Source organism: Paenibacillus sp. DRB1-1, assembly GCF_052119485.1.
Lineage (GTDB): Bacteria > Bacillota > Bacilli > Paenibacillales > Paenibacillaceae > Paenibacillus > Paenibacillus polymyxa_B.
Genome location: NZ_JBODQH010000001.1, coordinates 1494933 through 1521509, shown reverse-complemented (window position 1 = coordinate 1521509; position 26577 = coordinate 1494933). Strand labels below are relative to the sequence as shown.

Here is a 26577-nt window from a genome sequence, read left to right as displayed (position 1 = left end):
AAGGAGAAGTGGAGTATGCACATTACGCTAAAAGCAACCGGAACCCATGCAGGGATGATTTCGCATTTGCTTGCTAAGAATCCTTACAATACGTATGATCGCACAGAAAAAGGCGCACGTGTACGCATGGTGTACACCGTTTTTACCGAGGAAGAGGTTGAGATCGTCATTCAGGCTTCGCCAGATTCGATTGATTTGGTCAAAAACAGTCCGGACAGCTATGATATTACACAATATATTAATGACCGGGAGTTTGTAACCAGCAGCTTATTTTGCACCTATATTCGTGGCTCGCTTGGCACAGCCCTGAATGGCAAACCCAAGGAAGACTATACAGAATGGGTGACGCACCCTTTTGCGCTGGAGTTATCGTTTGGGCCCGTTGCTTCGGATTTGCCGGATTCTGTGGTGGAGGGACTATTTGCTCCGCTGGGCTATCAAGTGGCCATAGAACGAGGGGAAGCGGATTATTCTTTTCAGCTGAAAAATCGAAGCACCGTCAGATATGTCACGTTAAGTGGTCACCAGACGGTACAGTATGCGCTGCGTCAGTTATTGCTGTTGATTCCGGTGCTGGATAATTATAAGCATTACTATATTAGTGAAGAAGAGTTTGACAAGCTGAGACGTTACGGTGAAGGCTGGCTGCCAGAGCATCCGCTACGCGAGCTTATCATTCGACGCACGCTTCGTTTTACCAATCTGATTGAGCAATTTGAGCAATCAGATTCTGCTGAAACAGGTACTAAAAAACATATTGAAAAGGAAACTGTCCAAGCTCAAAAGGATAAGCACGAACAGGTTCAACAGCCACAGGAGGAAGGGAATCAACAGCCTACTGTACGGCTGAATGAGCTGCGGTATCAAGCTATTATGGACGTGATTCGCAAGCTGCCTCGCAGACAGAAAATCGTAGATTTTGGTTCAGGAGAAGGGAAGCTTTCGGCTCGGATGGCCCGAATGACGGGCATTGAAGAAATTTGGGCGGTGGAGCCGTCTGCGTATGCACAGGTGAGAGCCATGGAGCGTTTTGCCAAGCTGGAAAGGCATACCGACGCGATCATTCCTACACCCATGATGGGCTCTCTCTTTTATTATGATGAACAATTGCGGGGCAAAGATGTGATGATCCTATGTGAGGTCATTGAGCACGTGGACGAGCATCGTCTGAACCGGGTGATGAAGACGATTGTGACGGAGTATCAGCCAAATGTGCTGATCGTGACGACTCCCAATCGTGAATATAATGAAGTATATCGCATGAACCAGCAAGAGCTGCGGCATGGCGATCACCGTTTTGAATGGAATCGAAGCGAGTTTCAGGAACGATGTGAGCAGTGGATTGAGGAAGCTCCTTATTCGATAGCGCTGAAGGGGATCGGAGAAGAGGTCGAAGGCTTTGGACAACCGACCCAAATGGCTATATTTACGCGCAGAAAGGAGCAGAAGGAAGCATGAGCAATTCATCCAAACGTACGATTCATTTACCGCATGCTGGACTGGTTGTGTTGGTGGGGGCCTCCAACAGTGGCAAAACCACATTATTGGACAGGCTGGTGAGCGAAGGGATTCTAATGGAGACAGAAGTGGTATCCTCGGATCATTTTCGCAAGCTGGTTGGAGATACGGAATTTATAGACTGGAGTGGACTTCCAAGGCTGGAATCGGACGTAATGTTCTATGAGTATCAGCAAATGTCAGCCAAGGCGTTTGAGGCGATGGATACGATTCTGGCTATGCGCTGTCGCTTGAATAAGCTGACGGTTGTGGATGCCACTCATTTGTACGCTGAGGATCGCCAGAAATATGTACAGCTGGCAGCCAAGGCTCATGTTCCTGTTATGGCCTTGGTACTGGATGTACCCGAAGCTGTGCTGCTGGAACGTGATTTAGGCAGGGAGCATCCGCGTGGCCGCCAACGGGTCAAGCAGCAGGCACAGCTGTTAAAACGGAACCTGCGTGGTATCCGTGAGGAAGGCTTTAACGCTTGCTATGTCCTTAAGGATGTAGAAGAAATGAACTTTGTTCGCCGTGTGCAGCCACTGTTTCATGAGATTGGTTCAGGTATTGACATCATTGGTGATATCCATGGGTGCTACCGTGAGATGCTGGAAGTGATAGAGCGGCTAGGATATACGGAAGATACGGAAGGACTATACCATCATCCAGATGGTAGAAGACTAGTATCTGTCGGGGATGTGATGAGCCGTGGCCCAGAATCGTTACAAGCGGTGCAGTTCTGGAAAAAGCACGTGGATGCCGGACTAGCGTATATGATTGACAGCAATCATGGCTGGAAAATCGGCCGTTACCTCGATGGAAGAAAGGTGACTCTCAGTCATGGCGATGAACGATTTGCAGAGGAACTGGCCCAATATGAGCAAAAAGCGGGCAAGACAGCGGCGGAACAGCTTAGAAGCGAGTTAAGGGATTTTCTGCTACATGCACCCTCTCATCTTATTTTTGGCAGAAATGGATTGCGACACGTGGTCGTGGCTCATGCCGGGATTAAGGATCATTTTATTGGCAAACAGTCGGCACGTATTTCTGATTATTGCCGCTATGGAGATACGGAGGGGCAGGATGCGAACGGAAAACCGATCCGTAAGGATTGGTTCGTGGACCATGAATCGGGAGAAATAGTAGTATGGGGACATGATCCGAGACCGCAGCCTACCCTTGTGAACCAGACGGTGAATATTGATCAGGGTGTGGTATTTGGCGGTATGCTGACCGCTTATCGTTATCCGGAAAAGGAATTTGTCAGCGTTCCGGCACATGAGAATTATGCGAATGATCCCGATAGCCCACTTGTCCGGTGGCAGAGAAAACGGTTTTCCCCGCCGAATTTACGCAAGCTAATCGCTGGTTACAGTGTGCTGACGGAATCGTATGGCGAAGTGCGCGTACAAGGAGAATGGATCAAATCCGCTATAGATACCGTGTCACATGTGACTGTACCCATGGAGGAGCTGGTGTATATTCCACCGACGATGAGCCCTGCTCCAGCGGTGTCTGCAGAGGAAGGATATCTGGAGCATCCACGTGAGGCGCTGGCTTATTATCGCGGGCAAGGAGTACAAACGATGGTGGCCGAGAAAAAACATATGGGTAGCCGGGCTATTCTACTATTATTCAAAAACGAACAGGCCGCTGTTGAATATGTAGGCTACCCGACATTGGGCACGATCTATAGTCGGGGTGGGAGAGCTTTCTTTGAACAAAGCCTTGGGAAGCAAGTGCTGGAGAAGCTGAATGTGGATCTACGGACTGCTGGATATTTTGAACGGAATCAGACGGATTTTGTATTGCTGGATGCGGAAATTGTACCGTGGAATCTCAAGGCTCGGGAACTGATTGCTGCACAGTATGCGCATGTGGGGGAGGCAGCTCTGCTGGATCGCAGTAAGTTGTTAGACAAGCTGAAGCAGGCGAAGGTTGCAGGTCGAGAGGTTGGAGACTGGTTGGAGGAAATGGAACAGAAGTACGCGAATGCCGTAACGTTTCAAGAGGCTTTTCAAAAATATTGCTGGGATGTGGACGGTCTGGATGAAATTCGTATCGCACCGTTCCATACGCTGGCACACAGCGGAAAGACTTTTTTCGGCCATTCTCATATTTGGCATATGGAGCAAAACCGGGAGCTGGCTAGGCTGTCTTCTCTGTTTATGAAGACAGAGTATCGCGTTATCACGGACGAAGCAAGCGAGGAAGAGGTCATTCGCTGGTGGAACGAGATGACAGAGGATGGTCATGAGGGGATTGTGATCAAGCCGGAACGCTTTTTGATGAAAAATCGGGACAAGATGATTCAGCCTGCAATCAAGGTGAGAGGCCGGAAGTATTTGCACATCATTTACGGTATGGATTATCTTGCCCCTGAGAATTTAAAGCGTCTGAAGCAGCGTCGAACGAACAAAAAGGAGCGTCATGCCCTGATGGAGGGAGCGCTTGGTATGGAAGCCGTGGAACGTTTTGTCCGCAAGGATACGGTAGATCGTATTCATGAATGCGTCCTTGCCGCGCTATCTCTGGAATCGGAGCCGATTGATCCGAGATTGTAGTTTGCGAAGGAGGGATTGAGATGGAAAGGGGTACACCGTTAATTGATATTGGCGTGAACTTGATGCACCGTTCGTTTCATGCGGATCGGGAACAGGTGGTAGAGAGAGCCGCAGCTGTAGGGATTTCACCCCTGATTATTACCGGGACCAGTGTCCGCAGCAGTCGGGAGGCTTCTCAGTATGCAGCACGTTATCCGGGCAAGCTGTATGCGACAGCTGGCGTGCATCCCCATGATGCCAAAGACTGCAACGCAGATACGATTCAGCAGCTCCGCCAGCTGGCGAGTCAGCCGCAGGTCGTATCCATAGGGGAATGCGGATTGGACTATAACCGTGATTTTTCGCCGCGTGATGTGCAGCGCCGATGGTTTGACGAGCAAATCCAACTGGCGGGTGAGCTGAATATGCCGTTATTTTTGCATGAACGAGATGCACATGAGGATTTTGTCGCTATGCTTCGGGAGTATCAAGGGCTTGTCGATAAAGCGGTAGTGCATTGTTTTACCGGCACGGAACAGGAATTGCATAGGTATGTAGAAATGGGAATGTATATCGGGATCACCGGCTGGATTTGCGACGAACGGCGTGGCAAACATCTGCGTGAACTGGTCAGAGATATTCCCTTGGACCGTCTGATGATTGAAACAGATGCTCCATTTTTGACCCCGCGTAATTTGCCCGTGAAGCCCAAAGAAGGGCGTAATGAATCGATGTATCTCGCTCACATTGCTACTGCGGTTGCCGAATGTACAGGCCGAAGCATGATGGAGATCGAAATCGCCACGACGGAGACAGCCAAACGTTTCTTCGGATTATAGGATTGTCAAAGCCATAGATGTGGTATATATTATAGTGAATTAAAAAAGCATTGTCGGGAGCTTGAGAAAGTCAGGCTGAGAGGGTGGCCCTTGCCACTGACCGTGAAATCTGATCTGGGTAATGCCAGCGTAGAGAAACCAAGAACACTATACAGGAATGCCGCTTGTTTTGCGGTTGTCGATAGATTCAATGTATGTCCTATAATCAAGCTATACGCCTGCGGGACTGTAAAAAGCTACCTAATCCATGGAGCATTTTGCTTTGACCCTGACTTTGGCTTGGTATCAGTGTAGTAGCTTAGACTACTGGTTATATAAGGAATATCGACGAATGATGTTTTGTATGGTGCTTCACCTTTTACTGCGCATAAAGCTTGCCTGGAGATTCAGCTCCAGACAAGCTTTTTTTTATGGCCAAGAGGCCAATTATAAGGAAAAAGGGGAGCACGCAATAATGAATACTGCTGTAAGAGCGTCCAAAGGGTTGAAGCTGACTGATATTTTGGTCACGATTGTGATCGCTGTTGTGTTCGGGTTAGTCTACAAAATATGGGGACCTGCCTATGATTTAATGAAACCATTTGGTCTACACGCCGAGCAACTGATGTATGGCATGTGGTTTATGGCAGGCACGTTTGCTTATCTCATCATTCGCAAGCCAGGTGTTGCAATTTTGGCAGAGGTGGCAGCGGCAACGGTCAGTGCTTTTTTGGGAAGCGAATGGGGGATGTCCACTTTGTACTATGGCCTGCTGCAAGGCTTGGGAGCGGAGCTGTTTTTTGCGGCTTTTCTGTATCGGAACGCAAACCTGTGGGTTGCTTCGCTAGCTGCGGCTGGGGCGGCTGTCGCTTCTCTAATTTTAGACTTCAGCTACGGGTATATTGATCAGCTTTCGACCTGGAACTATGTTTTGTATATTGGTTTTCGCATGATTGGCAGCATTGTGATTGCCGGGGTATTCGCTTTCTATCTGGCTAAGGCGTTGGAGATAACCGGAGTTACGCGAAGTTTGAGGCCTGCAACGGAACAAGATTATAAGGGGCTGGATTGATGAGCCAGGCAACCGAAGATGTGGTGGCTTCGATCACCCGTCTTCGGTTGAAATTCCCCGGTGAGCAGGAGCTGCTTTTTCACAATATGTCTTTGTCTGTCCGCAAGGGAGAAAAGCTGCTGCTACTGGGACCGAGTGGATGCGGTAAATCAACGCTGCTCCAAGTGCTGAGCGGTCTGATTCCACGCACGATAGAAGTGCCTATGAAATGCGATGCTGCTGTAATCCCAAGTGTCTCAGGTATTGTATTTCAAGATCCTGATACGCAGTTTTGTATGTCATATGCAGATGAGGAACTGGCTTTTGTGTTGGAAAATAATCAGGTTCCTCGTGAGCAGATGCGATCCCGTATTCGCGAGTTGCTGATGCAGGTTGGTCTATCGACGGAGGATATACACATGCCCATTGGCAGCATGTCACAGGGAATGAAGCAGCGGCTAGCGATTGCGTCTGTGCTGGCTATGGAGCCAGAAGTGCTTTTTCTGGATGAGCCCACGGCTTTGTTGGACGAGGAAGGCACTACACAGGTGTGGGATACCATTCGCAACATTTCGGTAGACCAGACACTGGTGATCGTGGAGCATAAAATTAATGAAATTGTCCATGATGTGGACCGGATTGTAGTGCTTTCTGCTCAAGGGGAGATTATTGCGGATGGAAGGGCGGAAGAAGTATTTCATGTGCATCGGCAGGCATTGTCCGAGTACGGTGTGTGGTATCCGGGAGTATGGAATGAATCGTCTTCGCCACGTTGGAGTGAAGCGGTGACGCAACAGAACGGTGCGGGGATTGATTTGCTGGATCTGGAACATTTTAGCGGCCTCCGTAGTTTAAGTTCAGTGATTTATGTGGAGCATGCGCAGGTGAAGCCTGGCGACTGGATTGGCGTGGTCGGTGAAAACGGAGCTGGCAAAAGCTCGCTGCTGCTTTCCATGATGCGCTTACTTCGAACACAGGGACGTTATAGCATGTGCGGAATTGAGGCAGGCAGTACGGAACAACTGGCAGAGCGTATCGGGTTCGCGTTTCAAAATCCCGAGCTGCAATTCGTAGCACACACCGTACGAAAGGAACTAGAGTATTCGTTACCCAAGAGCTTGTTTACCGTTGAACAGTGCCGGGAACAGGTCGATCGGATGCTCGTACAGTTCGGACTGGAGCGGCTGGACGAACGTCATCCGTATCAGCTTTCGTTGGGCCAAAAAAGGCGGTTGAGTATTGCTACGGCTATGATCCGTGAGCCGGAAGTGCTGCTGCTGGATGAACCGACTTTTGGGCAGGATGCGCGTAATACCTTTGTCATGCTGGATATGTTGGAGCAGCTGAGAGCGGCAGGCACGGCCATTGTGATGGTCACGCATGACCCGGAAATTGTCCGTCGATATTGTACCGATATATGGCGGATTCAGAAAGGGGAACTACGGTATGAGTCTGTCCTTTCCCCATCATAAAACATGGCTGCATCGTGTGAACCCGGGCCTAAAGCTCGTTATGTTTTCCATACTGTTTGTGGTCGTTATAGTCATTCATGATCCGAATGTCATGTTTAATGTTGCGTGTGCTATGCTGCTGCTGCTTGTCTGGTCAGGCCATCCATGGAAGCGGCTGCTGCTGTATGGATCTCCCTTTATATTGGTGTTTATTTCAACCTCAACGGGCATGATGATGTTCGGCAAAGGGGTGACGACCTGGTGGACATGGGGCTTGATCCATATAACGCAGGAAAGCTTTTACCGAGGCATGCATCTGGGCTTTCGTGCGCTGAGTATGGCTGCGGTAGGGTTGCTGTTTGGTTTAACGACTCGTCCGGTGGACCTTTTTTATTCACTGATGCAGCAATGGAGGCTCTCTCCGAAGTATGCGTATAGCTTTTTGGCAGCCATGCGGTTGATGCCCATGATGGTGGAGGAATTCCAGGCATTGAGACAAGCCCATCGCATTCGAGGTTTACATCAGCATGTGTCCAAATGGAATATGTATGCCACGCTTCGCAGGTATGCAATTCCGCTGCTCGCTCAAAGTATCCGGCGTGCACAGCGAATTGCTATTGCCATGGAAGCCAAGGGTTTTCCCAATGAAACCAAACGCACGTATTATTATGCGATTGGCTATTCGGCTGTAGATATTGTGTTCATAATCTATTTTGTCATCATGCTTACGCTGGCTTGGGGACTCGGTATCTGCTTTCCTTATGTGGGGGTGTGGGATGTACGTTAATTGTTGTCAAAAGGCTTTGCCCGTTTTCTGCTCTGTGGTATATTAATGCAATGGGAATTGACGGCTCGTACAGACCCGCCTGGGCTGGCGGGCTTATTACATTTTCCCTGAGAAATGGATCATCAGGAGGCCAGGTTTCATGATTACGCTGCATCAGGTAAGCAAGTATTATACCACCTCAAGCGGCCAATTTCATGCGGTTCAATCCGTGTCCCTTCAAGTGGAGGAGGGGGAAATTCACGGTATCATAGGTGCCAGCGGTGCCGGTAAGTCTACGTTGCTCCGGTTGATGAATGTATTGGAAAGGCCGGATGAGGGAAACGTGGTTGTGAACGGGGGAGATCTGACTCGCATGCCTGAAAAACGTCTCCGTGAAGCGCGGCGATCCATAGGGATGATTTTTCAGCATTATCATCTTGTTCACAATCGGACGGTCAGTGGAAATGTGGCAATGCCGTTGGAGCTGGCAGGTGTCGCGAAAAAAGAGAGAGCGGAACGTGTGCGCGAATGTCTGCAATTCGTCGGTTTAGCTGATAAAGCAGAACAGTATCCGGCACAACTGAGCGGAGGCCAAAAGCAACGTGTGGCGATAGCCAGAGCGCTGGCGAATCGACCTGCGGTGCTGCTGTGTGATGAGCCGACCTCGGCGCTTGATCCGCAGACAACCGCGGATATTCTGGGCGTGTTACGGGAGATCAACCGGGAACTGGGAGTTACCATTGTAATCGTAACGCACGATATGGACGTGGTACGCAATATTTGTACCCGTGTATCAGAAATGCGGGATGGGCAGCTGCTTTCAACGCAACGTGTAGCTGACGCTGCGGTAGGTTCAACAGCGGAAGCAGGTGAAGCTGATGAATGAAATGCTGAGCATCATTGCGCAATATCAGTCTGAGATATGGAAAGCCATCGGAGAGACGTTTATCATGGTGGGGATTTCTATCGCAGCAGCTGTACTGTTAGGGCTTCCGGCAGGAACGATTTTGTATTTGTGCGGCAAAGGGCAAAAATATGAAAATCGACTGCTGTTCACCATTTTGAACAGTGTGGTCAATGTCATCCGCTCGTTCCCGTTTTTGTTGCTTGTCGTGTTTATGATTCCATTTACACGTCTGGTCGTAGGGACGGCGCTGGGCACGATGGCTGCTACGGTTCCCTTGTCAGTGGTGGCCATCGCCTATTATTCGAGGCTGGTGGAGCAATCCTTGCTTGAGGTGCCCAAGGGTGTAATTGAAGCCGCTACTTCTATGGGGGCATCCACCCTCCAGCTTATTTTTAAATTTCTGTACGTGGAAGCTCGTTCTGGGCTTGTACTGGGTTTGACCACGTCCACCATTAGCTTCATCTCCTACTCCACGGTGATGGGCATTGTGGGCGGCGGCGGGGTAGGCGATTTTGCCATCCGCTACGGTTACCAGCGTTTTGAAACAGGCTTGATGGCGTTCACCATCGTCGTCATGATTATTTTCGTACAAACGATCCAGTTCACCGGAAGCACCATATCCCGCCGGATCGACAAGCGATAGGGCAAAAATGTAACTTTTCGCTACACTTGCACCACCCACTATGGGAAGTGAAAATGACTTTACAGTGCCTCAAAAGCGAAGCGAAGGATTTGAATCTGGAGAAGCGTTAGCGTTCGCCTTTGAAATGGGATTCTAACCTATAAATTAATTCATAGATCAGAGAGAATCCCGTTTCAACAGCGATCGTAAGATCAAATCATTCGCGAAGCGGCTGCGGCTCCCACTGTAACTCATTTTTTATCTTCCCAATCACAATTTACTTGGAGGTTCCTCATCAAATGAGTCGGAAAAACAACATGAAAACGAACTTGAAATTACTTACACTATTTGCTGTCGTTATGCTACTGGTTGCCGGATGCGGTGGTCAAAAGCAGGCTGCTCAAGAAACACAGTCTAAAGAAGCAACTTCCCAAAAAGAAGTGACCTTGAAAGTAGCAACGCTAATCCCACCGATGACAGATGTGCTGGATATCGTGAAGCCGCTGCTTAAACAGGACGGAGTCAATCTGGAAATCGTCGTGCTTTCAGACAATATCCAACCGAATAACGCATTGGCAAGCCATGAAGTGGATGCTAACTTCTTTCAGCATGCTCCTTTTATGCAACAATATAATGAAAGCAACAAGTCTGATTTGGTAGCGATAAAACCAATTTACAACGCCATTTATGGCGCGTACTCCAAAAAATACAAGAACGTTAAAGACCTGCCCGAAGGTGCGACTATTGCTATTGCCAATGACCCGGCCAATACTGGACGTTCTTTAGTAATGATGGAGCAAAACGGTTTGATCAAGCTTAAAGAAGGCGTAGGCTATAATGCTACACAGGCTGATATTATTGAAAATAAGAAAAAGTTTGTGTTTAAAGAGGTGGATTTGTTGATGCTGGCGCGCTCACTGGATGATGTGGACATGGCTGCCATGTATCCCGCATATGCCAAGCCGCTCGGTCTGACACCGAAGAAGGACGCGCTGATTACCGAAAAAGACGATACGCACTTTGCCATTAATCTGGTAGCGCGTAAGGATAATGCAGATTCCGATGCCATTCAAAAGCTGGCAAAGCGAATGACCGGACCGGAAGTACGTAAATTTTTTGAGGACAATTACAAGGATAGCGTTGTTCCAGCATTTTAAATAAATGAGGATTTTGCAAAAATCCAATAAGCGACTTCCAATGAATAAGATATAGATCGAAATGGTTTAGTTCGTCTATATCTTGCACTTTGGAGCGACTGGAATCGAATTTTGCAAAATCCTGAAATAAGTATGTTGAAACATCGTTTTATGATGAAATATGACCTGTATAATGGAAGAAAGTCTGTGAAGAGCAGATGGTCTCCCTTGTGCAGGTCTTTTTCTTTTCCATCCTTAATATGGATAAATTTTATCGAAAACAGGGTATAAAGTCTTATTTTTTAAGAATTTAGGGTGTTACACCGCTGCGAATTTTGGTCATAAAGGGCGATGGAGTAATGATAAGGAACATATTAAAATAAATATACGAACAAACATTCGTTTTCGATTTCGTTAACGGTGTTTTTATATGGGTCAAAAAATTCAGCTGACAACGGGCCAAAAGCGTGAATAAAAAGGAAGGGGAACGACATGAAGCTGTTTGTAACTGTAAAAAGTCTGGGAAAGCGCAAGCCCGCACTCGCACGACAGGAATTAGAGCTGAGTCCTGCTCCAGAAACATTGCGAGGTTTGATCACTGCAACGGTTGCTCTGAATGTTCAAAAGCTACGGGAAAAGCAGGAGAGTGTCGCGCTGATTCCGTTCCTCACGGGAGAGGAAGTTCAGGCACAAGGCGAGATAGGCAAAGTAGGATTCGGTTCCATATATAATGAGGGTGTCCCGGATATTAAGGATGCCGTGAACACGGCGATGCAGGCTTTTGAAGATGGTTTATACAGGGTTTTTGTATGTGACGAGGAAACTATTGAACTGGATGCTCCTTTGTCACTGAAGGATGGGCATGAGATTGTATTTATACGCTTCACAATGCTGGCTGGAGGCCTATGGTAGAGGGGGAAACGAAATATGCATCAAGAGAACAATGAGCAAGAATATTTCACCACACTGAAGGAGCGCGCGGCGCAACTGGATGGACAACAACAGGAGTTGGCTCAGTATGTTGTGGAACTGGGTAAGCTTCATTACATACAGGAGAACGAGGAGCCATTTAACGAATGTCAGCGAATATTAAAAGAACGGGCGACGGAAAGCGGAGAACCGCTGTTTAAGCCGCTGACAGAGGTATTACGTGCTCTAATTGGACAAGCAGCGGGCGACGTATTCGCCCATTTAACAGAGCATGTGACTGAATATCCATACAGCACAGGGTATGCGCGAAAACCGTTTCGGACTTCGGATATTACGGCCCATACTTCCCGGATTTATAAAAGAATGGTGCAGTTGATCCGAATGAACTGTATCGGGTTCTCCGTAATGGATTATTTAACAAAAAAGGATTATGAACCAGGCAGGGATTACCGGATTCAGGAAACGATTGGTGATTGGATTGCTTATGAGCTGGATAACGGTAATTTACAGGTGCTTGAGGCGTTAAAAGCTATTATTTATGGGGATAATCAGGCGGCGCTACTGACGCGCAATATGATTAAAGGCATGCTCCTGAGTCATCAGGAGGAGAATTATCGCATGATCGGCGAGCTCTTGGCAGCCGCCAAGCTCCAGGAGGGATTGCGCCAAAGTATCGTGGAACAAATGGATGAAGGAACACCGGAGGCTCTAATATATCTGTTAAAGGTGATCATCGACCAAGGCTTCATTCGTTACAGCTCGGTAGTGCGGGCGCTTGCAGTATGGACGGGAATGGGTTTGGAATCCGCCAATCAGCGGGTCGTTCGCCAACTGATCGAGCAGGCATATGAAGCATTGACTCGAAGTGAACTGCGCCAGGAATGGCTGACCAGCTCAAATGCTAATGAAGTATATATGAGTCTGTGGGCTACCGCAGTACATGAGGAATGTGATCTGTATGGACATGTTCGGAAACTCATGGAGCAGGGAGCACCTTACCAGAAGATTGTAGCACTGTATGTACTGTCTAACAGTGACAACAAGGATGTGCGCCTCGGAATTGCGAGAGAATATCTGGATGAAACGGACCCGGAGCTTCAATATTGGATACTGACGAACTATACAAGCAATTATTTTTATGAATGGATAGAAGGCGGGACGGTCGCGGATCGGATTGTTAAAGTGGTGCGCACTCCTTTGCTGGAGAGCAAAGAGGAGCGGCGTAAGGATTTTGAACGACTTCATAACCTGTTTGTACATATGAAAAAGGGTGAGTCCACCGAGCCCTCCAAGGTGCTGGATTTTGTAAATCTGTATCACCGCTCAGATGCACCTATTCAAAAAATGCTGTATCTCGCTGGTTATGATATGGACGCTTCTTGGATTGGGGAAATCATAGCCTTAAAGGAACAGATTAGCCCTAATCTGCGTGGCGAACTGTTGAACCATTTTGTGCAAAACCCTGAGGATACGGTACAGCGTGATTTTATTTTTTCCAGTTTGTCTGACAAAAGTATGAGTATCCGTGAGTTCGCTGTGGCCAAGGCGCGTAAGCTGACGCTGTCGGAACCAGAAATGCAACAAATGGAAGCCTTATTAAAGCTCAAGACGGGATCGTTGCGACAAAGTGTCATTGGTGTGTTGCTCTCACAATCGGAAGGGCCGCTGGCTGGCTCATTGGAACGCTTGCTTCGTGCTAAGGCGGAGCTGCAACGATTGGGTGGACTGGAAGTATTGACGAAGATATATGCAGACCCGGATCGTGCCGAACAGTATGAAAGCCTGCGGGCTTTGGCGGATATCATTCAGCAACCTACAGCCAAAGAGGAGCAACTGCTGTCCCAGCTGGGACAGGAGGATGCTCATACAGGGGCTAACGGTTTTGGTCTGTACGATCCGAATGTCAAGGAAGCTTGGTTGGAAGAGAAAGTTGATCTGGGTGATTTTCGATTGTCCGATGTTTTTGTTAGTCCATTGGAGAAGCTCAAGGAGTTTCTGAGTGGACTGGATGAGCTTGTTCATCATCATCGTGATGTGGAATATACTGCGGAGTATTATTCGGGCTACAAAGATACATTGCTTATTGGGACGAACCTTCGTCCTCTACGGCTGGTTCAGATCGATGAAGAAGTAGATTCCAGACTGTCTTTATATCCTCTATATGAGGAGTGGGACCGTTATTTGCAGGAAAGCGGCATGGAAGCGCGTGAACTGCTGGAGCTTGTTTTTTATGACCGATTGGAGCCTATGGACCGAACGCTGGATCGCTACTATCGATACTTTTCTTTTAACATGAACTATTCAGAACAAAGCAAGCACAAGCTGCTGGAAGGATGGCGTAAAGACTTCGCTGAGCAAATGTATCCTTTGGATCTGATTAACGAGGTTCAGAAGTGGATGGCAGAGCTGACCTATTCCGATCAGGTAAGCACATTAATTAATGCTTATTTTATGGACACATCCGGTGACCAAACATTTGACGTAATTGACCTTGCTTTAAATTCACTAATGCAGGGCGTGCCTAAGGACAGACCTGCTGAGGACATGGGAATGCTCCATCTATTGTCCGGCCCGTGGGTAGCACTGGAGAAGGGGCAGGTCCATGATGGTGAGTCCTTTAAGCGCTTTTTCCATACCTTTGTGAACTACGCAGAACTGCCAGGAGCAGAAAATCGTTTTTATTCCCCGCTGGATCTGGAGGATTATTTCAAAGCATATGAAAAAGGGTTGATCGGTGTAGGTGAAGTGTATCGGGAGCTGTTGGCTGGTAGTGAAAGCAGAAGACATATGAGTTCCTTAACCAATGCCCGCAATACATGGATTTCTAGCAAACATGAATTTCTGGAAATACGTCGTACGGTTATTGATCGACTGTTAGAGGTTGAATTGGTTCGAGGCGATTTGCCTACCGAGGCTACGCCAAAGGTTATGGGATTGAGCCGGATTGAAGGTATGGATTATTTCATCCGTATTCTGGAGGGTCTCGACAAGGAAACGTTTGTGCGTGGTTATGTGTACGGCTACGGTGATCGTATTACCAAAAAAGAATCGTTCAGCCACTTGCTCAAAGCATGTTATCCGAGTGATGGCGAGAATGCCACGTTGCTCAAGGAAAAGCTGAAAAACACTAAAATTACGGATAAACGTCTGCTGGAGGCTGCTATGTATGCTCCACAGTGGATTGAGATTGTAGCAGACTATCTCGGTTGGGAAGGGCTTCGCAGTGCGGCATGGTATTTCCATGCACATATCAATGAAGGTTTTTCGGCCGAGAAGGAAACGATTGTAGCTCATTATTCGCCGATTGCTCCGCAAGATTTTAATGATGGTGCCTTCGATATTCACTGGTTTCATGAGGCCTATGAGAAGTTGGGCGAGGAACGATTTGATCTGCTGTACGATTGTGCCAAGTATATTTCAGCTGGAGCCAATCATCGTCGGTCCCAGTTATTTGCGGATGCGACGCTGGGTAAACTCAAACGGAGTGAAATGGAAAAGTCAGTGGAGGACAAGCGAAACAAAGACCATTTGCTGACCTACAGTCTGATTCCACTTGCTCAGCCGCCTGAACCAGATGTACGCGAACGTTATGATTTTATTCAGAGGTTTCTGGAACAAAGCAAAAAATTCGGGGCACAGCGTAAGGCCAGTGAGGCACTCGTTTCACGGATTGCACTCGGGAATTTGGCACGTAACGCAGGTTATGATGATGTAACCCGTCTCGTATGGGACATGGAAGCTCGTAAGCTGGATGATCTCCGGTCTTATTTTGAGCCACATGCTTTGGACGAGGCTACAACGGTACAGCTCGTCATTGATGCTGAAGGAGCGGCAGATATTGAAATTGTCAGCAAAGGCAAGACGCTGAAATCCATTCCGGCTCGTTTCAAGAAGGATGAGTATGTTACGTCGCTGAAGGAGCTTAAAGGAGATCTAGTGGATCAGTACCGCAGAGCTCGCAAAGAATTGGAACGCTCTATGGAGTCTGGTACGACCTTTATGGTGAAGGAATTGAGAGGACTGCTGGGTAATCCTGTGCTTGCTCCGTTGGTGCGAACACTGGTTTTCAAGGCTGATGATCACCTCGGATATTTTAATGAGGAAACGTTGGTATTGACGGCTCCTTTTGCTGAACAGCATACTATAGGAGAAGAGGACAAGCTGATTATCGCTCACCCCCTTCATTTGTTCGAAAGTGGTCGTTGGAGCGACTTCCAAAAGGACTTATTCGACCGCCAGATACGCCAGCCATTTAAGCAGGTGTTCCGTGAGCTGTACCTACTGAATGCTGATGAACGTGCAAACGTGACCGTTTCCCGTCGATATGCGGGACACCAGGTACAGCCGAATAAAACGGTATCCCTATTGAAAGGTCGCCAATGGACAGTCAGCTATGAGGACGGACTCCAGAAGGTGTACTATGCCGAGAATCTGATTGCGAACCTGTATGCCATGGCAGACTGGTTCTCACCAGCGGATACCGAGGCTCCTACGCTGGAGACAGTACAGTTCTTTGATCGGACAACGTATAAGAGCGTACCGTTGGACGAAGTTCCTCCTGTTTTGTTCTCCGAAGTTATGCGGGACGTGGATCTGGTCGTCAGTGTTGCCCATGTAGGCGGCGTTGATCCAGAGGCCAGTCTGACGACCATTGAAATGCGTAGGGTGATTGTGCAGGAATCACTTCGCTTGCTGAAAATTAGCAATGTACGCTTGGATGGGAATTATGCACGTGTAGATGGGACTCTTGGCGAATATGCTGTGCATCTGGGAAGCGGGGGTGTCTATAAGCAAGCGAAGGGAGCACTGCATATTATTCCGGTGCATTCGCAGCATCGTGGACGCATCTTCCTGCCGTTTCTGGACGAAGACCCAAGAACAGCGGAGATTCTATCTAAAATTGTCTTGTTGGCTGAGGATCAGAAGATCAAGGACCCGCAAATTCTTACACAGCTTCAAGCGTAGAATAGAATTCTGATATATAGAGATTCATAATTAACTCAACGTTCGCACCTAGACAATGGTTTCAAATCCTCTACTGTGTAGGTGGAAACTTAGTTTAGTTGCGGAGGTTGAGTTATTTAATATTGAGCGTCTATCAAGCGCCAATAAGGAGATATGGGTAATATTTTAGGTTCTGTGGTTTGATGAGAATCTAACAGTATAACAATTGACGATAATAGGAGAACACAACGATGATTAATAGTATCTTTCTAAAAGAGTACTCGAGCGAGTATCAATCACAAGTTGTCGATTTAATTTTACATATTCAAAAAAATGAATATAATATCGCCATAACCAAAGAAGATCAGCCAGATTTGCTTGATATTAAAAACTTTTATCAGCGTGGTAACGGCAACTTCTGGGTGGCTCTTAGTGAAGGAACCGTAGTAGGGACTATAGCTTTGTTAGATATTGAGAACCGTAAGACAGCACTCAGAAAGATGTTTGTAAAACAAAACTATAGAGGTAAAACATTCAATGTTTCGAATCAATTATTGCATCATGCCATAGGATGGGCCAGGGAAAGGTCTATTGAAGAAATCTATCTTGGAACAACACCACAATTCGTAGCAGCTCATCGTTTCTATGAGAAGAATGACTTTGTTAGTATAGCTCCAGGAGAATTGCCGATTGGTTTTCCAGTCATGAAAGTGGATAAAAAGTTTTACAGATTCGTCATTCAATAATGGGTATAAATGAAGATGCTGCTGGGTCGCAAAAGAAACTGTCGTCTAGCAAATGTTTCTTTTGTTTAGGACAGGCGTTTGCTAGAATAAAAGGGCATGTTGTAAGTCAACGTTAACCAAATTGCTGGGAGGGACACAAGTATGAGCAAAAAGATTAAATGGGGAATTGTCGGCACAGGCTGGATCTCAGATCAATTTGTGGCGGATTTGGCGCATGTTACGAATGGAGAAGGGTATGCTGTTGGATCACGCACTATTGAAAGCGCTACCGAATTTGCAGCTAAGCATCAAATATCAAGGGCTTACGGGAGCTATGAGGAATTAGCACAAGATCCCGAGGTAGATGCTATTTACGTAGGGACTCCTCATCCTTTTCATAAAGAAAATGTTCTGACGGCTCTTCGGGCGGGCAAAGCAGTCTTGTGTGAGAAACCCTTCACCGTCAATAGCAAAGAATTGGAGGAAATGATCGGCTTTGCACGTGAGCGTAAGCTATTCCTGATGGAAGCAATGTGGACACGTTTTTTGCCTCCGATTCGCCAAGTGCGGGAGTGGATACATGCGGGACACATTGGCGAGGTAAAGCTGGTTAAGGCGGAATTTGGTTTTCGAATAGATTGGAACCCGGAGGGGCGGCTTTTGAACCCTGAGCTTGGCGGAGGTGCTCTATTAGATGCAGGAATTTATCCGGTTTCTTTTGCTTCAATGGTCTTCGGTCCTGAACCTGAGCATGTATGGAGCACAGCTCATATCGGGGAGACAGGCGTTGACGAGACATTTTCGATCTTGCTGGATTATGGAAAAGGACGCACGGCTATGCTTAACGGGGCAGTCCGTCTCGGATTGACGAATGAGGCATACATCCATGGAACAAAGGGCTATATCCACATTCCGTCATTCCTGAACAGCACATCGGCTACTTTAGTTGTGGACGGTGAAGAGGCACAAAACTTTCAGGATGACCGATCTTCTACAGGCTATGCCTTTGAAGCAGAAGAAGTCGGGCGTTGCTTGAACGAAGGTTTGCTCGAAAGTTCTACTATTTCTTTGGATGAATCATTAGGAATTATGAAACTGATGGACCAAATTCGTTCACAGTGGGGGCTTCGGTATCCGTTTGAATAATTACATTAATTCCAGGGACCTTTCAGGTTCTCTGGAATTTTTTTGTTTATGAGCGTTAATTTTTTATACCAGAATTTTGTAAAATTCTCATACATAAGTATTTCCAATTCCCAAATAGCGACTTTGGTCACACGCTAGGTAACGCCATATGAGTAAATCAAGAGTGGGACATATGAATCATTTTTTGTGATTAAAATTAGTTAAAAATATGTCATAAAAAAGTTACAAAAGTGTAATTTTATTATCAGTTAACTGAATTGTGAGCGCTCTCTTTTCATGAAAAAGAGTGAAGGGCCTAGTGCTGTACTTCCAAAAACTTTCAATGAAATTTTCGAAAATGTACGGTAGGGTGGTAAACGTGTCACTTGAGCCATTGCGGCTTTTGCTGACTTGCTTGCTTATCCCGTGGCTCTGGATTCTTGTCGGAGCTCGCAGGATCGAGAGCCCTTGCAAGCCTGTGAGAGTTGAATAGGCATTCACCTCATGACCTAACATCAAGGAGGAATTACAAACGTGAAAGTGAAATCAACATGGTTGTTCCGTATGGTGATGATGACAGTTATCGCGGCTGTTGTGATCGGACCTATGAATATTGCAGGAGCGGCAGGAAGCCAGACAGATCGGCCTTGGATGAACACGGCCCTGTCGGCTGAGAAACGGACAGCGTTGCTACTGAAAGAAATGACGCTGGAAGAAAAAATAGATTTGGTGACTGGCAAGGTCAACAATTACTATGGATTCTATAATAATTCGATGGAGCGGTTGGGCATTCCGGCGCTGACGATGGCAGATGGACCTGCGGGTGTGCGCATCGCTAATCCAGATGTGCAGGACAAGCAATCTACTGCGTTGCCTGCTCCAATTGCGTTGGCTGCAACGTGGGATACCCAAGCTGCCAAACAGTATGGTGATTTGATCGGAGACGAGGCTTTTAATACAACTCATAATGTTGTGCTTGGACCGGGGATGGATATTGCCCGTATTCCATGGGGATCGCGAAACTTTGAATCTATGGGTGAGGACCCGTTACTGCAATCGCAAATGGCGACCGCTTATGTCAAAGGTATACAAAGCCACCCTGTTTTGGCGACAGCGAAACATTACCTTATGAATAATCAGGAAACAGAGCGCTTCACGACCAATGTCAAAGTCAGTGACCGTGCGTTGCATGAGATTTACATACGCCCGTTCCAAGAAGTCATCGCCAAGGCAGATTTGGGAGGGGCAATGTGCTCCTTTAACAAGGTCAATGGCGAGTCTGCTTGTGAGAACAAAACTCTTTTGACCGACCTCTTGAAGAAGGAACTGCAATTCAAGGGCTTCGTGATGAGTGATTACGGTGCGAACCTGAGTACAGTCGAATCGGCAAATAGCGGATTGGACCTGGAAACACCGGGGACCCCTTATGGTAAATGGGGAGATCAGTTGCTGGAGGCTGTTAAGAATGGCAAGGTAAGTGAAAAAACGATTGATGATAAGGCTGGGCGCATTCTGGTGCAAATGTTCAGCAAAGGTTTATTTGACCACCCGGCTCAAAATAATCAAATTGATGCCCGTGACCATGGCAAGACAGCCCGTCAATTGGCTGAGGAAAGTATGGTACTGCTTCAAAATAAAAACAATGCATTACCGTTGTCTAAAGATAAACTCAAGTCCATTGCTGTGATTGGCCCCGATGCAGATAACGGCACTGTGGCAGGCGGAGGCAGTTCGTTGGTGAACCCCACGTATACCGTGAGTCCGTTAGAGGGCATCCGCAATCGTGTCGGCAAAGGTGTTACCGTCCAATATGCACCGGGTACAGACCCGATCTCTGCAGGAGACATTATGCCTGGCCCATCGGCTGTTCCGTCTTCACTGTTGACTACATCTGATCAGAAAGAGGATATCAGTGTTGGGTATGCGACTTATGGAGATGGCGAACAGGGGCTTCGAGGCGAATACTGGAAGAATAACAAGATGGAAGGCAATCCGATTCTTGTACGCAATGATGACCAAGTCAATATGAACCTTGGATTTTATAATTATCAGGGCTTCAATGCGAAGTCCCCTAAAGTTCCCAATACACCAACGACACTGAACGGCTTGATATCTGCACGCTGGACAGGGGCAATTGCAGCTCCCAAGGATGGTGACTATGCATTGTCATTAACCAGTTTGGGATCAAGCAAGCTTTATCTTGACGATAAGCTTTTCGTGGACAATCAAGGTGAAAAGCTGGGCACTACGAAGAAGAACATCTCCCTTAAAGCGGGTGAAAAGCACAAGATACGTATTGAATACCGCGCTGATTATCCGACAAATGGTCGTGATTCCGGTGGTATGGTTCGTCTGGGCTGGGAACCTCCGGCAGATACGTCAGATAAGCTGATTGACAACGCTGTGAAATTGGCGAAAAAATCGGATGTTGCGATTGTTGTTACGCGTACGTATGAGAGCGAAGGATATGTTGAGCGTTCCGATATGGAACTGCCGAACAATCAGGATCGGCTAATCCGTGCGGTTGCGGCTGCAAATCCGAAAACTATTGTCGTACAAATGAGCGGCAGAGCCGTGCAAATGGATACCTGGCAGGACAAAGTCCCTTCCATCGTACAAGCATGGTTTGCTGGACAAGAGCAAGGGAATGCGATAGCACGCGTCTTATTCGGGGATGTGAATCCTTCGGGTAAGTTGCCGGTAACCTTCCCGGTTAACGAGCAGTCTACACCCGTGTCCTCACCAGAGAAGTTTCCGGGTGTGAACGGTATAGGTGACTATTCAGATGGTATTTTTGTAGGCTATCGTGGGTATGAAAAATCGGGTATTCAACCGGCGTTCTCCTTTGGACACGGTTTATCCTATACGACATTCGGATATAGCGATCTGAAAACAAAACAGCATGCGAGTGGAAAAAAATCCGATCGTACGAGTTCCGTCGAAGTTTCGCTAAAATTGAAGAACACGGGTAAAACAGCTGGAGCTGAGGTTGTACAGGTGTATAGCGGTAAGCTTCCGACAAACGTAGAGACTCCATCCCGTCAACTGGCAGGCTGGTCTAAGGTAGAGTTAAAGCCAGGTCAAGAGAAGAAGGTTCGCATTGAGCTCGACCCGAAAGCTTTCTCATATTGGGATGAAAAGTCCAAAGCATGGGTTATGCCAGCGGGTGAAGTGCCCATTTATGTGGGTAGTTCCTCTCAGGATTTACGTCTGACAGGAAGTGTTACGATTCCGGCAACCTCTACAGAAAAGGCAAAAAAGTAATCCCGTTACATTTGTTTTAAAATGGTTATATTCAAGAGAGCGCGGGCACAAGCACCGGCTCTCTTTTTGCCATATGTATGCAAAGGGAAACCCAAGTGAAAGCTAAAATAGTAGGGAGGATGGGGATAGGGTAATGATAGGGAGAGGAGGATATTAGATGAAGAAACTCCAAAAGCAACGACGTACTGACATCTGGCTGCTTATAGCTGCAGTAGCCATTTTGATCTGTGCGGTCCTGGTCAGTATGTCTATACGGAATGTTCCGGGGCCGAAAGCAGAAAATAACGTCAACATGTGGCTAACAACACCCGATCCGGCGAATCGCCTAACCCAACAAACCCCGATCCGTTGGGATAAGGATAACAGTAAAGAAAATGCAGCGAATGCGGATACACTGACGATTGAGATTAAGCCAGATATTCATTATCAGACGATGGAGGGGTTTGGCGCAGCGGTGTCCGGTTCGTCCGCATACCTGATGAATTATGGCATGTCTGCCAATCAGCGTGATCAGCTGCTAAATGATTTGTTTACAGCTAGTGGCATTCAACTAAGTTATATTCGCCATACCATTGGGGCCTCAGATTATTCCGTAGATGAACAGGGACAGCCTGGCAGCTATACCTATGACGATGTGGCAACAGGCAAAGACTATGAGCTGAATCATTTCTCTATCGCCAAGGATCGGGATGTGATCGATGTGCTGAAGCAAATCTTGAGAAGAAACCAGGATTTAAAGATTATGGGAACCCCATGGACAGCTCCGCCCTGGATGAAATATGGGGAGCAGATTTATAACGGCTGGTATTTGGACTATACCGATCCGCGTGTCTACCAGGCGTATGCTGACTATTTTGTTCGTTATCTACAGGCTTATGCGAACGAGGGAATTCCGATTCAGGCGATTTCCATTCAAAATGAGCCAGAATTCACGACGTCCAAGTATCCCAGCATGAGCATGGGAGCAGCAGAACAGGCGAATTTTATTAAACAATATCTGGGCCCGACCCTAAATCGAAACCATTTATCTACTCACATTATTGCCTTTGACCATAACTGGGATACAGGGAGCGAATATGCCAAGACCGTGTTAGGAGATGAACAGGCTCGAAACTATACGCATGGAACGGCCTTTCATTGCTACAAAGGAGAGCCCACAGCGATGACAGATGTGCATAATGCTTTCCCTGATAAGCCTGTATATATGACAGAATGTAGTGGGGGAGCGTGGAGTCCGGGCTTTGGAGATGATTTGAGCTGGGACATGTCCAAGCTGATCATTGGTGCACCCCGAAACTGGTCGCAAAATGTCCTCTTTTGGAATATTGCACTTGACCCGTCCGGGGGTCCGACCAATGGGGGTTGCGCCAACTGTAGAGGTGTAGTGACCATCGACCCGTTAAGCGGTGCAGTTACGAAAAATGTGGAGTACTATGCGATTGGGCACGCCAGCAAATTTGTCCGTTCAGGTGCGGTACGTATTGATTCTACACATTATAGTGGAAGTATCGAAACGGTCGCTTATCGCAACCCCGACGGTACGCTTGTCCTGATTGCCGCCAATACGGGAGAGAACACAAAGACATTTAAGGTTCGGCAGGGAAATAAGGTTTTCAAATCTACCCTTCCATCCAAGTCCGCAGCTACCTTTCAATGGAATCCTACGGTTTCCTGATATGGCATGTACATCAACGTTTTATAGAAGTTTTAGAGCGCTTAGCCCATCTGGCTGAGCGCTCTTTTTTCATTTACTACAAAGTCCAGACTGTGAAAAAGATAAAATTTTAATATTGTTCAGAATTGGTTCAGAGGCGGATGATAAGATTTTTTCACTAATAACAAGAATGAACCGTTCACGGGGGAGAGTCTGATGAATCAAGAAACGAATAAAGAATGGCAAAAAGTGCTGATGGTGACGTTGCTGGCAGGTATGGCATGGGGGCCCCAGCTTGTTCATGCGGAAACGAAAGGGGAGACGTCAGCGATTGTGACTAAAGCCAGTACAGTATCTTTTACAGATCAGTCCACTATGTCATCCCAGGCATTACAGGCGGTACAGGAGGCTGTAAAGCAAGGACTGATCACGGGTTATCCAGATGGTTCTTTCCGTCCAGATCAACCGTTAACGCGCAAGGAAATGGCAGCTTTGCTGGCTAATGCACTTAAGCTTGACGCAACGGAGAAAACAGTAACTTTTAAGGATACGCAGGGGAGTTGGGCAGCTTCTTATATAGAAGCTGTACGTGCGGCAGGTCTAATGACCGGAGATGAATCAGGTGCTTTCCGCCCGGATGCTGCAGTGAGTCGTGAGGAATTGGCAGCAATTCTGGTGAGAGCGATTGGAGGAACCCATGTTCAAGGCGGAGATGTTCAGGACATTTCTGATGGGGATCAGGTGAGCGCATGGGCCAAAAGCAACGTAGAAGCAGCTCTCAAGCTGGGATTAATGGATACGCCGGATAATCGGTTTGACTCTAAAGTACAGGTAAAACGTCAGGATATCGCAGCCTTTTTGGTGAATGTATTCCAATCGGGTGAACGAACGGGCATCCTTTCTCGTATCGACGGGGATATCGCCTATATGGATGGAAAGCCCTATTTAATCGGCCAGCAATTGAAGCAACTGTTCGGAGCAGACAATGTGCCGGCGCTTCAAGGGGCTACCCTGACCTATCAGGCATCGAACCGAAACGTAGCTGATCTGTCAGCACTTCAAATTGTGCAAAGTGGTACAGCCCAACAACCGGTGACTTTGTATAGCAAAGGGACAGAATTTAAAGGCAAGTTAGCTATTGCAGCGGATTATGTGCGTATTCAAGGTGATACGTTACCTCAGGTAACCCTGATGCAGGGCGCCAAAAATGTAGAGATTCATGCAGATGTAAACGAAATGATCGTGGATACGCATGAGCCTATTCAGATTCAGGGAAGTGGTGTATGGCAGCAGCTTAAACTGAATTTTGCCGATACACAGGTACGTCTCGCCAATGGGATACAGACTGTACAGACCCGTCTTGCGGAGCGGGGAACAGAGACTCAAATTATACGTGATACCACGTTGGGTGCATCTTCGGATACATCCTCAACAAGTACTAAAAAAAGTTCATCCGGCGGCGGTGGCAGTGGCAGTTCTACAACGAATCCAGCGCCAACACCTAATCATGTACCTGTCTCAGCTATCGTTCCTGCCGATCAATATGCCATTTTGGGTTCTGGAGATACGCTAGTGGATTTGAAAAATGTGTTTTACGATGCCGATCAGGATGAGCTATCGTATCATGCGGTCACTTCGGATGTATACGTAGCAGAAGCAGAAGTGGCAAATCAACAGCTTACACTAAAACCTAAATCAGTAGGAAGCACACAGGTATTTATTACGGCAGAGGATGGAAAAGGCGGTAAAGCGAGCGTGTTTTTCAGCTATACAGTGACCAGTTCTACTTATGAGGAGGACATTAATCACAGTCCTGTCGCGAGCAACAGCCTAAATGACATTCCTTTGCTCTTAAATGAAGGTGGCAAGCAGATTAGCCTGTCTGACTTGTTTAACGATGAGGATGGCGATGCACTGACCTACACGGTGGAATCGGCTTCGCCAGAAGTGGCCACAGGAGAAGTTACAGGCGATCAGCTTATGCTTACGCCGCTTCAAGTCGGCATTAGTCTAATGACGATAACAGCTCATGACGGCAAGGGAGGTACAGCCTCGCTTCAGTTTGCTGCTTTGGTGAATGCGCCTTTGCCTGATCCGCAGCCTGAGAATCACATACCTGTGGCTTTGCCTCATTTACCTATCGTAGTTGCTAATGTGTTACAGGACAAGCTAATGCTGTATCCGGGCTCGTTATTTATGGATCAGGATGGCGACACCTTGACGTATACCATAACTTCCTCCAACCCCCTAGTAGGCAGTGTGGTGGAGAATGGAGAAGATTCATTTGTAACACTGCATAATGCCGGTATTACGATGATTGGAATTACGGCGAATGATGGCCGTGGGGGTGTTTCTTTCACTTCATTTATGCTGCAAGTTGAAGCTCCTCAACCCGTAAATCATCGTCCGGTAGTGACCCGTGTGCCTGAACCTCAATATTTGGACCCGGGAGATGGTCAGCAAACATTGCAGCTGAATGATATGTTCTCTGATGAGGACGGAGACACGCTGACCTATACTGTGGTGTCTTCTGATCCATCGGTGGCAGGGGGGCAGGTAGAAGGGAATGCACTTTTCATACAACCTTTGCGTAATGGTATGACGTTCCTTACGATTACGGCAAATGATAATCGTGGTGAAACGACATCTTTTACAATTCCAGTGATTGTTGAGAAAAGAGACTTGTTCATTTCCGAAGTCGTGTGGCAAGGCGAACCGGATTATCTGGACCAGGCGATTGAATTGTATAACCCTACCAACAGACCGTTGGAGAAAAATAGAATATGGATTGAGCGATCCGACCAACCAGACCCGATTATCATAAATGCCAATGACGGGGATGTGATTATGCCTGGGCAAACATTTGTTATTGCGAATGATTTGAGTTCGTTCGTATCGGAGGATTGGTATTATACCTTCCTGCAGTTACAAAGTAACAATTCCGAACCTGTAACGCTTAAGCTGTACTACAACAACGTGCTCATTGATATCGCAGTTATTGGTCAAGGGCAGGCTTTGGGACGGAATAGCGGTACGATCATTGGTAATACAGAACCATATCAAGCTAGTGAATGGAATGTGGAAGGGACGAACTACCCTGTTAATTTAGGAGACTTTATCGGTCGTCCTCAGCCGTAAAAC

At 47.2% G+C, this 26577-nt stretch carries 16 protein-coding genes and 1 riboswitch; all 16 genes read left to right on the top strand.

What is annotated here, in order from left to right; translation table 11 throughout:
* Positions 1 to 15: 15 nt before the first annotated feature.
* The 16 genes from ACQW03_RS06605 to ACQW03_RS06530 all read left to right on the top strand — a co-directional run bounded on the left by ACQW03_RS06605 (position 16) and on the right by ACQW03_RS06530 (position 26574).
* Entirely contained in the window at positions 16 to 1458 is a 1443-nt protein-coding gene (locus ACQW03_RS06605; RefSeq protein ID WP_441948864.1) for a 3' terminal RNA ribose 2'-O-methyltransferase Hen1, read from the top strand.
* The gene (locus ACQW03_RS06600; protein ID WP_441948862.1) at positions 1455 to 4064 is read left to right on the top strand and encodes a polynucleotide kinase-phosphatase; all 2610 of its coding nucleotides are present in this window, start codon (positions 1455 to 1457) and stop codon (positions 4062 to 4064) included. The genes ACQW03_RS06605 and ACQW03_RS06600 overlap by 4 nt, the downstream gene beginning before the upstream one ends.
* Positions 4065 to 4084: 20 nt before the next feature.
* Positions 4085 to 4882: a TatD family hydrolase gene (locus ACQW03_RS06595; protein ID WP_441948860.1), complete on the top strand. Its 798-nt coding sequence runs from the start codon at positions 4085 to 4087 to the stop codon at positions 4880 to 4882.
* Between the two features lie 44 nt (positions 4883 to 4926).
* A riboswitch (TPP riboswitch) is annotated at positions 4927 to 5036 on the top strand.
* A gap of 300 nt (positions 5037 to 5336) precedes the next feature.
* Positions 5337 to 5933, top strand: coding sequence for an ECF transporter S component (locus tag ACQW03_RS06590; RefSeq protein ID WP_441948858.1), 597 nt, complete (start codon positions 5337 to 5339; stop codon positions 5931 to 5933).
* Positions 5933 to 7384, top strand: coding sequence for an ABC transporter ATP-binding protein (locus ACQW03_RS06585; RefSeq protein ID WP_441948856.1), 1452 nt, complete (start codon positions 5933 to 5935; stop codon positions 7382 to 7384). The genes ACQW03_RS06590 and ACQW03_RS06585 overlap by 1 nt, the downstream gene beginning before the upstream one ends.
* Positions 7359 to 8150 carry an energy-coupling factor transporter transmembrane component T family protein gene (locus tag ACQW03_RS06580; protein WP_441948854.1) on the top strand — a complete coding sequence of 264 codons (792 nt, stop codon included), beginning with the start codon at positions 7359 to 7361 and terminating at the stop codon, positions 8148 to 8150. The genes ACQW03_RS06585 and ACQW03_RS06580 overlap by 26 nt, the downstream gene beginning before the upstream one ends.
* A gap of 139 nt (positions 8151 to 8289) precedes the next feature.
* Complete coding sequence (locus ACQW03_RS06575; RefSeq protein ID WP_441948852.1) at positions 8290 to 9015, top strand: methionine ABC transporter ATP-binding protein; 726 nt, start codon at positions 8290 to 8292, stop codon at positions 9013 to 9015.
* Complete coding sequence (locus tag ACQW03_RS06570) at positions 9008 to 9679, top strand: methionine ABC transporter permease (protein ID WP_013369584.1); 672 nt, start codon at positions 9008 to 9010, stop codon at positions 9677 to 9679. Before ACQW03_RS06575 ends, ACQW03_RS06570 begins: the two co-directional genes overlap by 8 nt.
* Before the next feature lie 278 nt (positions 9680 to 9957).
* Complete coding sequence (locus ACQW03_RS06565) at positions 9958 to 10815, top strand: MetQ/NlpA family ABC transporter substrate-binding protein (RefSeq protein WP_071639698.1); 858 nt, start codon at positions 9958 to 9960, stop codon at positions 10813 to 10815.
* Positions 10816 to 11286: 471 nt separating this feature from the next.
* Positions 11287 to 11706: a hypothetical protein gene (locus tag ACQW03_RS06560; protein ID WP_441948849.1), complete on the top strand. Its 420-nt coding sequence runs from the start codon at positions 11287 to 11289 to the stop codon at positions 11704 to 11706.
* Positions 11707 to 11721: 15 nt separating this feature from the next.
* Entirely contained in the window at positions 11722 to 16689 is a 4968-nt protein-coding gene (locus tag ACQW03_RS06555) for a DUF4132 domain-containing protein (RefSeq protein WP_441948847.1), read from the top strand.
* Positions 16690 to 16919: 230 nt separating this feature from the next.
* Entirely contained in the window at positions 16920 to 17414 is a 495-nt protein-coding gene (locus ACQW03_RS06550; protein WP_220030807.1) for a GNAT family N-acetyltransferase, read from the top strand.
* A gap of 141 nt (positions 17415 to 17555) precedes the next feature.
* On the top strand, positions 17556 to 18539 hold the full coding sequence (locus ACQW03_RS06545; protein ID WP_023987166.1) for a Gfo/Idh/MocA family protein: 984 nt from the start codon (positions 17556 to 17558) through the stop codon (positions 18537 to 18539).
* Positions 18540 to 19052: 513 nt separating this feature from the next.
* On the top strand, positions 19053 to 21782 hold the full coding sequence (locus ACQW03_RS06540; protein WP_441948844.1) for a glycoside hydrolase family 3 C-terminal domain-containing protein: 2730 nt from the start codon (positions 19053 to 19055) through the stop codon (positions 21780 to 21782).
* Positions 21783 to 21939: 157 nt separating this feature from the next.
* Positions 21940 to 23457 (top strand): glycoside hydrolase family 30 protein, encoded by a 1518-nt coding sequence (locus ACQW03_RS06535; protein ID WP_441948842.1) that lies wholly within the window; start codon positions 21940 to 21942, stop codon positions 23455 to 23457.
* Between the two features lie 195 nt (positions 23458 to 23652).
* Positions 23653 to 26574: an S-layer homology domain-containing protein gene (locus ACQW03_RS06530; protein ID WP_441948840.1), complete on the top strand. Its 2922-nt coding sequence runs from the start codon at positions 23653 to 23655 to the stop codon at positions 26572 to 26574.
* Positions 26575 to 26577: the final 3 nt, after the last annotated feature.